This is a genomic window from Streptomyces sp. WP-1, from assembly GCF_030450125.1.
GTDB lineage: Bacteria > Actinomycetota > Actinomycetes > Streptomycetales > Streptomycetaceae > Streptomyces > Streptomyces incarnatus.
This window is the reverse complement of the sequence record NZ_CP123923.1, coordinates 139162-153978: the sequence shown is the minus strand read 5'-3', so window position 1 is coordinate 153978 and position 14817 is coordinate 139162. Positions and strand designations below refer to the sequence as shown.

Below are 14817 nucleotides of genomic sequence, written 5' to 3'. Positions count from 1 at the left end.
GGACGGGATCGTCCGCAAGCCGGGAGTGGAGCAGTTCCGCGACGGTCACCTCTACTCGCCCGCATACGAGCGGCATCTGTGCCGAACAGAGCCGGACGGGACATTTGTTAGGCTCCCCTTGTCTCCCGTGGGGGAAGTCCGGTGAGAGTCCGGCGCTGACCCGCAACGGTGTGCACGACGACCGGTCCGACGGTCGTCGTGCGAGCCCGATCGCCTGCGGGGGCGTATCGACCCGATGACTGCTCGCCGTGGACTGCGAGAAGGGGGCCGGGCCGCCGGATCGGCCGCACGGGGTGCTCCTGCTCGACGTCCCACGGCGGCCCGCGTGAAGGACGGCTCTCCCGTGCGTCGAGGTACGGCCCCCGGCCACATACCCGTGCTGCCGCTCGGCTTCGCCCTGGCGGTGCTGCTCCTGCTCTCCCTCGTGAGCGGGGTGGGCCTCGGGGCCGCCGGCGTCGGCTGGGCCGACGTGCTGCGCTTCTTGTGGGCCGGACTCAGCGGCGGCACCGTGCACGCGCGTGACGAGGCCGCGTACACCATCGTCTGGGAGCTCCGGCTGCCGCGGGTGCTGCTCGGCGCCGTGGTCGGAGCGGGTCTCGCGGCCGTCGGGGTGGCCGTGCAGGCGATGGTCCGCAACGCGCTGGCCGATCCCTTCGTCCTCGGCATCTCCTCGGGCGCGGCGGTGGGCGCCAACGCCGTCATCCTGCTCGGAGCGTTCGCCGGGCTCGGGGTGTGGGCGCTGTCCGCGTCGGCGTTCGCCTCGGCGCTCGCCGCCATGGCGCTGGTGTACGCGGTGGCCCGTTCCCCGCGGGGCCTGACGCCCTTGCGGCTGATCCTCACCGGTACGGCACTGGCGTACGGCTTCGAGGCCGTCACCACGGTCATGGTCTTCGGCGCGGCCCGCGGCGAAGCGGCCCGGTCGGCGATGATGTGGCTGCTGGGCAGTCTGGGCGGTGCCACCTGGGCCCAACTGCCGCTCGCCGCGGTGACCGTCGCGGCGGGATGGGCCTGGCTGCGATGGCGGGCCGAGCCGCTCAACGCCCTCGCCATGGGGGACGAGACCGCCGCCGCGCTCGGCGTCGGACCGGCTCGGCTGCGCCGGGAGCTGTTCCTCGTCACCGCGGCCATGACGGGGACGGTGGTGGCGGTCAGCGGAGCCATCGGGTTCGTCGGACTGATGGTGCCGCACGTCGTACGGATGCTGGTCGGCGCCGACCACCGACGGGTGCTGGCGGTCGCCCCGCTCGCGGGAGCCGTGCTGCTGGTGTGGGCGGACCTGTTGTCCCGGTTGCTGTTCACTCCCGCCGAGCTGCCGGTCGGGGTGATCACCGCGATGGTGGGTGTGCCCGCGTTCCTGCTGCTGATGCGGCAGGCCGGCTACGCGTTCGGAGGGCGTTGAACATGCGACTCGACATCGATGACGTGACGATCGAGGCGGCCGGGACCCGCCTGGTCGAGCACATCGATCTCACCGTGGACAGCGGGGCGTTCGTCGGAGTCGTCGGCCCCAACGGCAGCGGCAAGTCGACGTTGTTGCGCTCCCTCTACCGGGCGCTGCGGCCGGCCGGGGGAGTGGTGCGGCTGGACGGCCGCGATCTGCACGCCATGGACGCGCGGTCCGCCGCCCGGGTGCTGGCCGCGCTGCCACAGGAGTCGTCCGCCGAGTTCGACTTCACCGTCGCCGAGGTGGTCGCCATGGGCCGGCTGCCGCACCAGGGCCGTACGGCCGCCTCGGACCGGGAGATCTGCGACCGGGCGATGGCACGCACCGGCGTTGACCACCTCGCCGAGCGGGGGATCCTCGGCCTGTCCGGCGGCGAGAAGCAGCGGGTCCTCATCGCCCGGGCCCTGGCCCAGCAACCGAGGATTCTGATCCTCGACGAACCCACCAACCACCTCGACATCGCCCATCAGTTGGACATCCTGTCCCTGGTGCGCGGCAGTGGTCTGACCGTGCTGGCCGCCCTCCACGACCTCAACTTGGCGGCGGCGCACTGCGATGTCCTCCATGTCCTCGACGGCGGCCGGATCGTCGCCTCCGGACCGCCCCGGGACGTCCTTCAACCCCCGCTGCTGGCAGAGGTGTTCGGCGTCCGGGCCCATGCTGTCCGGCACCCCGAGACGGACGCCGTGCGGCTCCTGTTCGACCTGCTCCCGCCCACCACCTGAAGGACGACCATGCGCAAGCAGCTTGTCGCCACCACCCTCTGTCTCGCCGCGACCGCCACGGGATGCGGCGCGACGGTGGAACGGGCCGAGGACGCGAAACCGGCGTCCGCGGTCACCCTCACCAACTGCGGTCGCCAGGTGACCTACGACAAGGTTCCCGAGAGGGTCGTCACCAACGACGTCGGCATCACCGAGTTGATGTTCGCCCTCGGGCTGGAGAACCGCATGGCCGGCTTCGCCATGCCCGACGACAAGGGCGATGTGCGCGATCTGCCCTGGAAGGACGGCTACGACAAGGTGACGTGGCTGTCCAAGGACCAGCTCACCAAGGAGAACGTACTCGACGCCCGTGCCGACCTCGTCTTCGCCGGCTGGAACTACGGCTTCCGGGAGGACGGCGGCTTCACCCCCGACAGCCTGAAGAAGCTCGGCATCGCCTCGTACATCCTCACGGAGTCCTGCCACAACGGGCGCGGGAAGTCCGCCCGGGGCATCATGCCGCCCCTCGACGCCCTGTACGCCGACCTCACCAACCTCGGCAGGCTCTTCGGCGTGCAGAAGCGCGCGGCCGCGCTGATCGCCGATTTCAAGAAGCAGATCGCGGACGTGCGGGCCAAGGCGCCCAAGGGCGCCGACCGTCCCTCGGTCTTCCTCTACGACAGCGGCCAGGACACGCCCTTCACCTCCGGCCGCTACGCCGCCCCGGAGCAGATCATCACCGAGGCCGGCGGCGTCAACGTCATGCACGACCTGGCGGACTCCTGGACCACGGTCGGCTGGGAGAGCGTCGTGCAGCGGAACCCGGACGTCATCGTCATCTGCGACTACGGCGACGTCAGCGCCGAGCAGAAGAAGAAGTTCCTGCTCTCCTACCCTCCGCTGCGGAACGTCGCCGCCGTCGCACACCGGCGGATCATCTCCCTGGACTACGCCGACCTGGTCGAAAGCCCCCGCAACCCGTCGGCGATCGCACGGCTCGGTGCCTATCTGCGGACCGTGCCGGCCGGCCGGTGACGCGGCGGCTCAGCGGACCGTGCCGTGTCCCACCGCCGTGCCAACCCGGTCGACGCGGATGGCGTCCACGGCGACCGGAACCCCGGCACAGCTGCGGCGAGCGACGAGGGCGTAGGCGTACGGCAGAGACGTGCGGACCGTTTCCATGAAGTCCTCGCCCTTCACCGCGCCGTTCTCGGCTTCGGTGAGCAGGCGAGGGGAGACGTCGAGCGACATGAGCGATGCCCTGTCAGCGCTCGGGTGAGGAAGTCGGGCCGGGATGGTCAGTACGGCGGGGCCGTGCCGGAATTCGGGGCCGGCCTGGGCGGCGAGATCCGGTCCCGTCGCCGCGTCGGCCCGAGCGGTGGCATTGCACAGGTGGGAGTGCACGGCGTGCGCCCGGACGGCCGCCCAGTCCTCGGGGCGGCCGTCCAGGGCCTCCCGCAGCCGGCCCGGGTTGGCGGGTGTTGTGGCGGATCCAGGCCGCCGTGGCCGCGGCTCCCGTGTGCTCGACACGCCGCGGTAGAGGTTGCGGGTGGTCTCGGCGCCCTGTCCGAAGTCGGCGACGGTGGTGCCGCGCGGCCCGGCCGCTCGAACGCTCCAGAGCACGGTCGGTGGCGATGCACCGAAGGGCCGCACCAGCCGAGATGCGGCCCTTCGACACGCCCGCCTCATCTCAGGCAGGGCTCTTCCCGATCACGCCAGCGAGAACTTCTGGGCGGCGGAGCCGTTGCAGTCCCAGATCTGCAGGCGGGTGCCGTTCGCGGTGGCGCCCGAGGGTGAGTCGATGCACCGGCCGGTGGTCGGATTGGACACCGAACCGTCGGCGTTGGCGACCCAGTTCTGGTAACCGCCGCCGTTGCAGTTGGCCAGCTGAAGCTTTGTGCCGGCCGCGTTCACACCACCCGCGATGTCCAGGCACTTGCCCAGGGTGCGCAGGGTCTGGCCGCTCCACGTCCACTTCTGGTCGAGCGACGTGGCCTGCTGGCAGTCCCAGAGCTGGACCGCGGTGCCGTCACCGCCGGTGTCGTCACCGGCCACGTCCACGCACTTGCCGCCCGGTCCGTAGATCGGGGTCCCGATGGCGAACTGCTGGGCGCCGGAACCGTTGCAGTCCCAGATCTGCAGGCGGGTGCCGTTCGCGGTCGCACCCGACGGCGAGTCGATGCACCGGCCGCTGGTCGGGTTCCGCAGCGAGCCGTCGGGCTGCCGCACCCACGACTGGTAGCCGCCGCTGTTGCACGTGGCGAGCTGCAGCTTCGTACCGGCGGCGCTGTTGCCACCGGCGATGTCCAGGCACTTGCCCAGGGTCTGGAGGGTCTGCCCGTTCCAGGTCCAGTGCTGGTCCTTGGCCGCCGACTGGCAGTCCCAGAGCTGGACCGCGGTGCCGTCACCGCCGGTGTCGTCACCGGCCACGTCCACGCACTTGCCGCCGGGCCCGGTGATCGTCTGGCCGCTCACCGAACCGCCGCCGCCCCCGGAGCCGGGTCCCTTGTTGTAGACGGCCACCGAGTCGATGACCAGCTTGCCGCCGGAGACCGTGGCCGCGTTCGGGCCCCCGCCGAAGGCGTCCGGGAAGCCGCCGCCGATCGCCAGGTCGTAGATGATGAAGAAGGGGTGGTCGACCGCGTCGGACCAGGTCGTGGCGTCCACCTGGTTGGCGTTGATCGTGTAGAAGTTGTTCCCGTCGAGGTAGAACCTGATCTGCTCCGGTGACACCGAGCGGTCGATCTCCGCCGCGTAGTCGTGGAAGCCGGTCTGGCAGCCCGGACAGGCGCGTTCACCCGAGCCGATGCCGGTCGACTCGTTGCACGGCCCACCCGGGTTCACCCCGCAGTGCAGGGTGCTGAAGACGGAGCTGCGGCCGTTGATGTCCTCCATGATGTCGACCTCGCCGGACTTCGGCCAGGTCACACCGTCGCGCAGCGGCGCGCCGAGCATCCAGAACGCCGGCCAGTAGCCCGCCCCGTTGGCGGTGGTGACGTTCGGCTGCTGGAGGACGGACTCGATGCGTACGACACCGCCCGCCGGGGCGCCGAAGCCCGCCGACTGGGTCTCCACACGCCCGGAGGTCCATCCGCTGCGCGCGTCGGAACCCGAGTGCAGGGCCTGGAGCACGAGATGACCCTGACCGTCGTAGTAGACGTTCGAGGTGCTGTTGGTCATCGTCTCGATCTCACCGGTGCCGAAGTTGCTGCCCGGCCCGGTGTCGTACTTCCACAGGCTCTGATCGATGCCGGTGCCGGACGCACCGTTGAAGTCGTCGCTCCAGGTGAGCGTGAAGCCCGACGGTGGCGAGGGCACCGCCGCCTGGGCGTTCAGTGTCGTGGTGACGGTGGCGGCCACCGTCATCATGACGACGGGAAGCAGAGAGAGCGCTCTCTTCCACCCGACGCGGCGTGCCCTTGCAGGGGGTAGTTGCATAGGTCTGGCCTCCGAAGAAGGAGATGATCGGGTCTGTTCGATATCCCGCCCCCGACCGGCGGATGCATCGTCAACTCTGCTGCGAAGCAGCGGTGTTGAACCGTGTGGAGTTCTGGGCGAGGCAGAGGGTATTGGCGCATACCAATACCGTCAAGGCTGCGTAACAGGGCCACCCATCGGCTACCGGGCCGGTGCGGAGCCTGCTCGCGCGCAGGGCCCAGCCGCTGACCGGCCGGGACGGAAGGAGCCGCGCTCTCGCCGCGTCACGGGGGTTGACGGGATCGCCGGACGGCCCTAATTTCACGGCTTGTAAAAAGCGGTAAGACGAGCACGGCATCTGGCTTGTCCGGCAAGGCATTTCACCCCGGAAGGGACTCGCCCCGTGCCTCTTTCGTCCCGCCGCCACCGCCACCGCGACCGCGACCGCGACCGCCACCGCCACCGCGACCGCCACCGCCGCCGGTCGCGCGCGCCCCTGGCCATCGTGCTGGCAGCCTCCCTGGCCGTGGCCGGCGCCCTGGTGGCCGTCGACTCCGGGCCGGCCCGCGCCGCGACCGCGGGTGCCCTCACCAGCCTGGGCAACGGCAAGTGCCTCGATGTCACCGGCGCGGCCGTCACCCCGGGCAACAACGTGGCGTACCTGACGAACTGCCCGTAGCCGCCCCGAGCGCGGGACACCCCCACACCAGCCGTGCCAGGAGGAACCCCCGTGATACGAGCCCTCAGAAGATGGTTGGCCGCCTCGATCTGCGTCCTTCCGCTGGTCGCCGGCGGCCTCCTCGCCACCGCCGGAACGGCCTCGGCCGCCGCCGGCCCCGGCCCCGGCCCCGGCCCCGGCTTCCCGGCCCACTACGCCGCCCCGTACGCGGAGATGTGGAACGACCCGTCGTCGCTGATGAACGCGTACAACGCGACCGGGAACAAGTACTACACGCTCGCCTTCATCATCAGCCAGGGCACCTGCAACGCCACGATCAACGGTGACACCCCGGTCACCGACTCCGGCTGGAACAACGCCATCGACAGCCTGCGCGCGAAGGGCGGCGACGTCATCGCCTCCTTCGGCGGTGCGAGCGGCTCCGAACTCACCTCGTGCGGCACGGTCGCGGCCATGCAGGCCCAGTACAAGAAGGTCATCGACCAGTTCGGTCTGACCCGCGTCGACCTGGACATCGAGGGCGGCACCCTGGACAACACCGCCGCCAACGACCGGCGCAACCAGGCGCTCGCCAACCTCCAGCAGCAGTACGCCGCCCAGGGCAGGAAGCTGGACGTGGACTACACGCTGCCCGTCAGCCCGAACGGCCTGGAGTCCAACGGTGTCGCCCTGCTGCAGAACGCCAAGAGCCACAATCTGAGCGTCAACCTGGTCAACATCATGACCATGGACTACGGACCGGCCATGGACATGGGCCAGGCCGCGATCAGCGCCGCCGACGGCCTGCACGGCCAGCTCGGCCAGATCTGGAACACCAAGACCTCCGCCCAGCTGTGGGCCATGGAGGGCAACTGCCCGATGATCGGCGTGAACGACACCGGCGCCGAGGTCTTCACCGTCCAGGACGCCCAGGAACTGGAGTCCTTCGCGGCCACCAACGGCATCCAGGAGCTGACCTTCTGGGCGCTCAGCCGGGACAACCAGGGCTCCAGCGGCACCGCGCAGAGCGACCACCAGTTCACCGGCATCTTCAAGGCCATCACCGGCGGCGGCACCACGCCGCCCCCGACCGGTGGCACCGCGCCCATCCACGGCTACGGCGGCAAGTGCGTCGACGTCGCCGGGGCCGACTCGGCCAACGGCACCCCGGTCACCCTGTACACGTGCAACGGCACCAACGCACAGCAGTGGACGCACAGCGGCAACACCCTCACCGCGCTGGGCAAGTGCCTCGACGTCACCGCCGCCGGCACGGCCAACGGCGCCAAGGTCCAGCTCTACGACTGCAACGGGACCAACGCCCAGGCGTGGACGGCCGGTTCGAACGGCAGCCTGGTCAACACCGGCTCGGGCAAGTGCCTGGACGACACCGACTGGAGCACCGCCGACGGAAACCAACTCCAGATCTGGACCTGCACCGGCACCGCGAACCAGAGCTGGACGCTGGGCTGACCCCCGCCGGACCGGCGACGCCCCCACGGCTCAAACCACCCCCCACGCAAGGAAGTTCCCATGGCCAGACCCAGCGTCATCCGGCTTCCCCGCACCCTGCTCCGTCTGTTCGCCCTGCTGGCCGTCGTGCTCGGCGTCCTGGCGGTCCCCGCCCACCGGGCGCACGGCGCCACGCCGTTCAAGATCCTGGCGTTCTACGACGGGACCTACGACGCCGCGCACATCAGCTTCGTCCACGAGGCCAACGCGTGGTTCCCGCAGCAGGCGGCGGCGAACGGCTACTCGTACACCGCGACCAACGACTGGAGCAAGCTGAACGCGGCGAACCTGGCGGACTACCAGGTCGTGATGTTCCTGGACAACTACCCGCAGACCGCGGCCCAGCGCAGCGCGTTCCAGACGTACATGAACAACGGCGGCGCCTGGATGGGCTTCCATGTGTCGGCGTACAACGACCAGACGCCCAGCGACTGGTCCTGGTACCACGAGACCTTTCTCGGCACCGGCACGTTCCGGTCCAACACCTGGGGTCCGACCTCCGAGACGCTGAAGATCGAGGACCCGGACCACCCGGCGACGGCCGGCCTGCCCGCGACCATCACCTCGTCGGTCAGCGAGTGGTACAGCTGGCAGCACGACCTGCGGCAGAACCCGGACATCGACATCCTGGCGTCGATGGACCAGTCGACCTTCCCGGTCGGCACGGACCCCGGTCAGTCGTGGTACAGCGGCTACTACCCGATCGTATGGTCCAACCGCAACTACAAGATGATCTACAACAACTTCGGCCACAACGCCATGGACTACGCCACGAACACGACGCTGTCGTCCACGTTCGCCAGCGCCGAGCAGAACAAGCTGCTGCTCCAGGGGCTGCGCTGGCTCGGCGGCGCGTCCGGCCCGGTCACCCCGCCGCCCGGCGGCGGTTCGGGCGCGATCAAGGGCATCGGCGGCAAGTGCGTGGACGTCGCCTCCGCGAGCACGGCGAACGGCACGGCCGTCCAGCTCTACGACTGCAACGGCACCGGCGCCCAGACGTGGACCGCCGGCTCCGACGGGACGCTGCGGGCGCTGGGCAAGTGCATGGACGTCACGTCGGCCGGTACCGCCAACGGCACGAAGGTGCAGCTGTACGACTGCAACGGCACCGGCTCACAACTCTGGCGGAAGGGCGGCGACGGCTCGCTGGTGAACCCCCAGTCCGGCAAGTGCCTCGACGCCACCGGCCAGAGCTCGGCCAACGGCACCCGGTTGCAGATCTGGTCCTGCACCGGCGCCGCCAACCAGACCTGGACGCTGCCGTCCTGAGCCCGCCCCGCCCCGGCTGCCGTCGCGCCCGGCCCCGCGCGGACCGCGCCGGGGCGGCAGCCGCCCGGTACGGGAGTCGTGGCCGACATGCCCGCACGGGCCGGTGTCAGTTCGCGCCGGTCTCCAGCTCCCGCTTGAGGTTGCGCAGCGTCGCACGGATGTTGCGGGCCTGGAAGGCGGCGAAGGTGTGTCCCCCGGTGGCGATCCGGTCGAAGGTGTCGGCCACGAAGGCGGGCCAGGCGCGCCGGTCGTCCGTCCAGGTCTCGGTGACCCGCGTACCGCCGTCGGCGGGCTCGAAGCGGTACTCCCAGCCGGCGATCGGGCCGCGCAGGCGCGGCCGGCCGATGCCGATGGCATGCACACGGAAGGCGAAGCGGTGGCCCGGCTCGGCCGCCGTGACCGTGCACCGGGTCACCCAGCGGAACCGGCCGCGCTTGTTCCGTCCGACGAACGTGGTGCCGAGCTCCGCCGGCGCGTGCCCCGTCCCCTCCGTGGTGCCGAGATTCTCCGGACTCCAGCGGCCCATGTCACCGGGGCGGCAGATGGCCTGGTAGGCCACATCGGGCGATACGTCGATGTGGATGCTGTCGCTCACCGTGAACACGCGGGCCATGGGGCACCTTTCCTCGACGTCGACACCCTGGGAGTTACCAGTCGGTAGGGATTGTGGCATGCCGCCCTCGCCGACGGGCCGGAAGGGCTCCTTCAGCGGGCGGCAGCGGCGGCACCGGTGCGGGGGCGCGCCATGGGATCCGGCGAACCGGCCGGGCCCCGCGAGGCCAGGCGCGTGAAGGCGCGGCGGTAGGCGGTGGGGGTGGTGTCCAGCGCGCGCCGGAAGTGCAGCCGCAGATTGGCCGCCGTGCCCAGCCCGCAGTCCCGCGCCACCTGGTCCACCGACCGGTCCGTGGATTCCAGCAGTTCCCGCGCCCTGCCGAGCCGGGCGCCGAGCAGCCACTGCAACGGGGTCGTGCCCGTCTCCTCGGTGAACCGGCGCATGAAGGTGCGCTGCGAGAGGCCCGCGTGCCGGGCGAGAACGCGCAGCGTGAGCGGCTCGCCGAGCCGGTGCAGGGCCCAGCCGCGGGTACCGGAGAGCGAAGCCTCACCGGCCACCGCGACGGGAGCCGGCACGTACTGGGACTGCCCACCGTCCCGGTGCGGGGCGGCGACCAGACCGCGGGCGATCTCGTTCGCCACCTCCGCGCCGAGGTCGCGGCGAACGATGTGCAGGCACAGGTCGATGCCGCAGCACACCCCGGCCGAGGTGAGGACGTCGCCCTCGTCGACGTAGAGCACGTCATGGTCGACCGTGACGGCCGGGAAGTCCCGCTCGAAGTCGTCGATGTGCTTCCAGTGGGTCGTGGCGTGCAGCCCGTCCAGCACGCCCGCCGCGGCCAGCGCGAAGGCGCCCGTGCAGATCGACACCACGCGCCTGCCCCGGTCGCGGGCTTCGGCCAGCGTGTCGAGCACGGTGTCCGGCACCGCGGTGATCGGTTCGAATCCCGGCACGATCACGGTGTCGGCGGCGCGCACCTGCTCCAGGCCCCCGTCGGCGACGAGGGCGAAACCCGCGGTGGTCCGCACCTTCGTGTCCAGCGCGCACAGGGTCATCTCGTAGGTGGTTTCCGGCCGGGCGGTGAAGATCTGCGTCGGGATCGCCAGGTCGAGCGGGGTGACCCCGTCCAGCGCCAGTACGGCGACATGATGCACTGTCATGGCAAGATCCTAACGAAGCATGGAAATTTTGCCGCTCGCCAGGTCACAGCCGTCGCGGCCAGGCTGAAGGCATGACCGGACCTACTCACGAGGCGACCGCCGACCCGACCACGCTGCCCGGCACGCCACTTGCCGACGCCGTCATCGGTCTCATCCGATCGGTGGAGACGCCGTCCGTCTTCCACCACAGCATCCGCAGCTACCTGTTCGCCCGGCTGCTCGCCGTCCGGCGGGGCCTCGCCGCCGACCGCGACTACGACGACGACCTGTTGTTCGCCGCGTGCGCGATGCACGACCTCGGCGTGGCCTCGGACGGGCCGCACACCCAGCGGTTCGAAGTGGAAGGCGCCGACCGGGCCGCCTCGTTCCTCATCGACCACGCGGTGTCCGAGGCCGACGCCGACCAGGTCTGGCAGGCCATCGCCCTGCACACCTCCCCGGGCATCGCGGAACGCCGCGGCACGCTGTGCACGCTCGTGCGTGAGGGCGTGGCCCTCGACTTCGGTGGCCCCGGGGGCGCCGACCACCTCGACGTCGTCACCGACGAGCAGGCCGAGGCACTGCACGCCGCCTATCCGCGGCTGGACATGGTCCGTTCCCTCACCGACGCGATCGTCGCGCAGGCCGCGAAAGACCCGAGGAACGCGCCCCGCCACACGGTCCCCGGCGAACTGCTCCGTGAACGCGAGACCTACGGCCGGACCCGGCTGGAGCACGCCTGCCGTTCGTCCCGCTGGGGCGACTGACACCACCGGCTCGACGACCTCCACGGCCCATCCAACCCATCGGCAAAGAGAAGGACACACGGCAATGACCGTCCGCACCATCGCGATCCCCGAGGACAACCCGGTCTTCGGAGAGACCACCAGCGCCTTCGCGGACTTCGGCTACTCCGCCGCCGTCCGCGCGCACGGTCTCCTGTTCATCGCCGGAACGATCGGCCGCCGCGCCGACGGGACCGTCCCGGACACCATCGAGGAGCAGACCGGGATCGCCCTGCGGAAGATCGAGGAGATCCTCCGGCTGGAGAACCTCGACCTGTCCGCCCTGGTCGACGTCACCAGCTACCACGTCGACATCCGTCGCCATCTGCCCGGCTTCATCGAAGCCAAGCGGCGCCTCGTCGAGGCGCCCTACCCGACCTGGACGATCATCGGGGTCAGCGGCCTCGCCAGCCCGGGACTCCTCGTGGAGATCCGCGCGACCGCGGCCTACCCCGACGCTCCTCGGTAGACCACCGCTCCTGGGCCCGCCTCCGAGCCCAGGAGTTCGGCGCAGTCGACCGGCGTGATCGCGGCGTGCGGGCGGATCGCGAGGGTCCTGCGACCCCACCGACGACGAGTGAGCACGCTCCGGCCGGACCGACCACCGGCCCGGCCGGAGCGCGCCCGAGGCCCGGTGTCCCTGAGGCGCGGTGTCTCGGGCGCGGCGCCCGTGGCGACCTGAAGCCGTCGCTTGACCCGTGCCCCGGACCGAGGCCGGAGCCGGGCGCGGGTCAGAAATCGGCGGCGTGGTCCGCCGCCCAGATGTCGAACCCGGTCGCCGGGCGCCCCGTGACCCGCGTGACGGTGTCGGTGGCGGGCGAGTTGCCGGCCTCGGCGTCGTCGAGGAACCGCAGCACCGCCTCGGCCTGGTCGGCGGGCATGAACCGCGAGAACCGGTCCGAAGCCTGGCGGCGGGAGAGCTCGGTGACGGTGATGTCCTTGCCTGTGGCGGCCGCGATCACCGCGACCTGGTCGCGCCGGCTCAGGCGCGCCGGGCCGGTCAGCAGGCCACTCACCCACGGCGAGGTATTCCCCGTCAGCGCAGCGACGGCGACCGCGGCGATGTCGCGCTCGTGGACCGGAGCGGTCAGGGCATCAGGCTTGTACAGGGCCACGGCGTTGCCGGCCTTGATCGGCCACGCCCAGTTGAGCGCGTTGGCCGCCAGCACGAGCGGCCGCACCGGCACCACGGTCAGATCGGACGCCGCCGCGAAGGCGTTCTCGATCGCGCGGTGCTCCTCGGTGATGGTGTTGCCCACCGAGGACGAGTGGATCACGCTGCCCGAGGACAGCAGCACCAGCTTCTCCACCCCGGCGGCCCGAGCGGCGGCGATCACACCGTCCGTACCGCCGCGATGAGCGTAGAGGAAGACCTGGCGCACACCGGCGAACGCGGTGCGCAGGCCGGCCGGGTCGCCCAGGTCCGCGGCGAACACCTCGGTGCCCGCCGGGAATTGCCCCGGCTGCGGCGTGCGGGCCGAGGCACGCACCGCCAGGCCCTGCTCACGCAGAGCGCTGAGAACGTACGCCCCGATGCTGCCGCGGGCGCCCATGACGAGGGTGGGCCGGCTGTCGGAGTGGGACATGGGGCAAGCTCCAATGCACGTAGAACCACGCGCCATGGAGCCGCAACCGGCGTCGAGGCGTTCCGACGCTTCACCTCGACGCCGACCACCGTACGACATCCCGGCGGCAGCCGCTCGACGGACCACCCCGTGGCCTGTCGGCCGTCTCGTCCCGCGCGGGCCCTACAACTGCCGAGCGAAACCGCACCCCCCGGCCACGTGGGCGAGCTTGCCGTTCCGGCTCGCACCGCCGTCAGCGGACGGTGGCCTCGGCCCTCGTCTCCGGCTCGGCGGAGAGGATCATCCGGTCCGGTACGTGTCCGGTGTCCCGGCGGCCCACGAGCCAGTAGAGGACGGCCGGGACCAGCAGTCCCACGATCCAGGAGATGTCCGTACCGCCGAGCGGAGCGACCAGCGGACCGGTGTAGAAGCTGGTGGCCAGGAACGGCAGTTGGGCCAGAAGTCCGACGCCGTAGACGACGAGGGCGCCGACGCGCCAGGCGCCGTAGCGGCCGTGCGGGTCGCTCAGCGCGGGCAGGTCGTAACGCTCCTTGGCGATCAGGTAGTAGTCCACCAGGTTGATCGCCGACCAGGGGGTGAAGGCCGTGAGCAGGAAGAGCAGGAAGTCCTTGAAGGAGGTGAGGAAGCTGTCCTTGCCCACGAGGGCGATCGCGGTGCCCGCGACCATGATTCCGGCGATGTAGAGGGCGCGGACGCGCGGCGAGATCGTGCGCTGCTGACGGAAACCGCCGATTCCGGTCACCAGCGACATGAAACCGCCGTAGGTGTTGAGCACGTTGACCGTCAACTTGCCGAGGGCGATGACGAAGTACAGGAAGGAGGCGATCAGACCGGCACCGCCCAGACCGACGACGTAACCGACCTGGTCGTCGAGGAAGGCGCCGCCGGCCGTCGCCGCCACGAGGACGCCGAAGGTCATGGACCACTGGGACCCCAGGGCCGAGCCGCCGAGGGTCCACCAGAAGGTGGCGCGGGGAGAGGTGTCACGGGGCAGATAGCGCGAGTAGTCGGCGACGTACGGGCCGAAGGCCAGCTGCCAGGACGCCGAGAGGGAGACGGCGAGGAGGAACAGCGGCAGGTGGAAGGAGCGGTCGGCCAGGAGGGTGGTCAGGTCGGCGCGCTCCAGCAGGCGGATCCCGAGGTAGACGAAGGCGAGCGCGCACACGATGCCGGCCACTCGGCCCAGGGTGTGGATGAGCCGGTAGCCGATGACCGTGGTGACCGCTGTGACCAGGGCGAAGATCACGATGCCGGTGGTGTCGCCGAGGTGCGTGAGGTCGCCGACGGCCTCACCGGCCAGCACGCTGCCGCTGGCGAAGAAGCCGATGTACATGATGATGACCAGGGCCAGGGGTACGACGGCGCCGCGGACGCCGAACTGTGCCCTGCTGGAGATCATCTGCGGCAGCCCGAGCCGGGGCCCCTGGGCGGAGTGCAGGGCCATGACCGCACCGCCGAGCAGATTCCCGAGCAGCAGGCCGATGAGCGACCAGAGGGCGCCCCCGCCGAGGACGACGGCGAGCGCCCCGGTCACGACCGCGGTGATCTGAAGGTTGGCGCCGAGCCAGAGCGTGAACTGGCTGAACGCGGTGCCGTGCCGTTCGGCGTCGGGAACCACGTCGATCGAGCGCTGTTCGACCATGCCTGCCATAAGGATGTCCTCTTCCGCGGATACACCACCGGCTGAATGCGTCCATGCAGGATGGTTTCGAATGAATGAGAGGTCAATACTCTGGCGGGAGACAAGTGT

General features: G+C 70.7%; 13 protein-coding genes, 1 pseudogene and 1 riboswitch. Of the genes and pseudogenes, 8 read left to right on the top strand and 6 right to left on the bottom strand.

The genetic code is table 11. From position 1 onward, the window contains the following. Positions 1-101 precede the first annotated feature (101 nt). A riboswitch (cobalamin riboswitch) is annotated at positions 102-237 on the top strand. Positions 238-412: 175 nt separating this feature from the next. From QHG49_RS00675 to QHG49_RS00665, 3 genes are read left to right on the top strand one after another with little or no spacing between them, the layout of a single operon-like run. After that, positions 413-1399 (top strand): FecCD family ABC transporter permease, encoded by a 987-nt coding sequence (locus QHG49_RS00675; RefSeq protein WP_370530556.1) that lies wholly within the window; start codon positions 413-415, stop codon positions 1397-1399. A 2-nt stretch (positions 1400-1401) separates the two neighbouring features. Beyond that, the gene (locus tag QHG49_RS00670; RefSeq protein ID WP_301486765.1) at positions 1402-2169 is read left to right on the top strand and encodes an ABC transporter ATP-binding protein; all 768 of its coding nucleotides are present in this window, start codon (positions 1402-1404) and stop codon (positions 2167-2169) included. A gap of 9 nt (positions 2170-2178) precedes the next feature. Next, positions 2179-3183: an ABC transporter substrate-binding protein gene (locus QHG49_RS00665; protein WP_301486763.1), complete on the top strand. Its 1005-nt coding sequence runs from the start codon at positions 2179-2181 to the stop codon at positions 3181-3183. Between the two features lie 99 nt (positions 3184-3282). Here the strand turns inward: QHG49_RS00665 and QHG49_RS33985 are convergent. Together QHG49_RS33985 and QHG49_RS00655 are read right to left on the bottom strand one after the other, a co-directional pair. Continuing rightward, positions 3283-3399: pseudogene (locus tag QHG49_RS33985) on the bottom strand (hypothetical protein); the annotation flags it as partial. 459 nt (positions 3400-3858) lie between these two features. Next, positions 3859-5514, bottom strand: a complete 1656-nt coding sequence (locus QHG49_RS00655) for a ricin-type beta-trefoil lectin domain protein (RefSeq protein ID WP_236576149.1) — start codon at positions 5512-5514, stop codon at positions 3859-3861. Between the two features lie 454 nt (positions 5515-5968). On the opposite strand from QHG49_RS00655, the gene QHG49_RS00650 reads away from it, so the two are divergent. From QHG49_RS00650 to QHG49_RS00640, 3 genes are read left to right on the top strand one after another with little or no spacing between them, the layout of a single operon-like run. Then, positions 5969-6244: a hypothetical protein gene (locus tag QHG49_RS00650; protein WP_301486760.1), complete on the top strand. Its 276-nt coding sequence runs from the start codon at positions 5969-5971 to the stop codon at positions 6242-6244. 51 nt (positions 6245-6295) lie between these two features. Further along, a complete protein-coding gene (locus QHG49_RS00645) occupies positions 6296-7696 on the top strand; it encodes a ricin-type beta-trefoil lectin domain protein (protein ID WP_301486758.1) in 1401 nt (466 codons plus the stop codon). A gap of 60 nt (positions 7697-7756) precedes the next feature. Further along, entirely contained in the window at positions 7757-9004 is a 1248-nt protein-coding gene (locus QHG49_RS00640) for a ThuA domain-containing protein (RefSeq protein WP_301486755.1), read from the top strand. 106 nt (positions 9005-9110) lie between these two features. On the opposite strand, the gene QHG49_RS00635 is transcribed toward QHG49_RS00640, so the two are convergent. Both QHG49_RS00635 and QHG49_RS00630 read right to left on the bottom strand, forming a co-directional pair. After that, on the bottom strand, positions 9111-9617 hold the full coding sequence (locus QHG49_RS00635) for an SRPBCC family protein (RefSeq protein ID WP_145489392.1): 507 nt from the start codon (positions 9615-9617) through the stop codon (positions 9111-9113). Between the two features lie 92 nt (positions 9618-9709). Next, positions 9710-10717, bottom strand: coding sequence for a GlxA family transcriptional regulator (locus QHG49_RS00630; RefSeq protein ID WP_301486751.1), 1008 nt, complete (start codon positions 10715-10717; stop codon positions 9710-9712). 71 nt (positions 10718-10788) lie between these two features. On the opposite strand from QHG49_RS00630, the gene QHG49_RS00625 reads away from it, so the two are divergent. Together QHG49_RS00625 and QHG49_RS00620 are read left to right on the top strand one after the other, a co-directional pair. Next, positions 10789-11463, top strand: coding sequence for an HD domain-containing protein (locus QHG49_RS00625; protein WP_301486748.1), 675 nt, complete (start codon positions 10789-10791; stop codon positions 11461-11463). 64 nt (positions 11464-11527) lie between these two features. After that, positions 11528-11950, top strand: a complete 423-nt coding sequence (locus QHG49_RS00620) for a RidA family protein (protein ID WP_301486746.1) — start codon at positions 11528-11530, stop codon at positions 11948-11950. 262 nt (positions 11951-12212) lie between these two features. On the opposite strand, the gene QHG49_RS00615 is transcribed toward QHG49_RS00620, so the two are convergent. Then, positions 12213-13067: an SDR family oxidoreductase gene (locus tag QHG49_RS00615; protein ID WP_301486744.1), complete on the bottom strand. Its 855-nt coding sequence runs from the start codon at positions 13065-13067 to the stop codon at positions 12213-12215. Between the two features lie 232 nt (positions 13068-13299). After that, positions 13300-14718, bottom strand: coding sequence for a cytosine permease (locus QHG49_RS00610; RefSeq protein WP_159697616.1), 1419 nt, complete (start codon positions 14716-14718; stop codon positions 13300-13302). Positions 14719-14817: the final 99 nt, after the last annotated feature.

Coding starts and splice junctions, on each gene's coding strand:
- QHG49_RS00620 (WP_301486746.1), top strand. CDS start 11,528: ATGACCGTCCGCACCATCGCGATCCCCGAGGACAACCCGGTCTTCGGA.
- QHG49_RS00670 (WP_301486765.1), top strand. CDS start 1,402: ATGCGACTCGACATCGATGACGTGACGATCGAGGCGGCCGGGACCCGC.
- QHG49_RS00610 (WP_159697616.1), bottom strand. CDS start 14,718: ATGGCAGGCATGGTCGAACAGCGCTCGATCGACGTGGTTCCCGACGCC.
- QHG49_RS00655 (WP_236576149.1), bottom strand. CDS start 5,514: ATGACGGTGGCCGCCACCGTCACCACGACACTGAACGCCCAGGCGGCG.
- QHG49_RS00665 (WP_301486763.1), top strand. CDS start 2,179: ATGCGCAAGCAGCTTGTCGCCACCACCCTCTGTCTCGCCGCGACCGCC.
- QHG49_RS00635 (WP_145489392.1), bottom strand. CDS start 9,617: ATGGCCCGCGTGTTCACGGTGAGCGACAGCATCCACATCGACGTATCG.
- QHG49_RS00625 (WP_301486748.1), top strand. CDS start 10,789: ATGACCGGACCTACTCACGAGGCGACCGCCGACCCGACCACGCTGCCC.
- QHG49_RS00630 (WP_301486751.1), bottom strand. CDS start 10,717: ATGACAGTGCATCATGTCGCCGTACTGGCGCTGGACGGGGTCACCCCG.
- QHG49_RS00640 (WP_301486755.1), top strand. CDS start 7,757: ATGGCCAGACCCAGCGTCATCCGGCTTCCCCGCACCCTGCTCCGTCTG.
- QHG49_RS00615 (WP_301486744.1), bottom strand. CDS start 13,067: ATGTCCCACTCCGACAGCCGGCCCACCCTCGTCATGGGCGCCCGCGGC.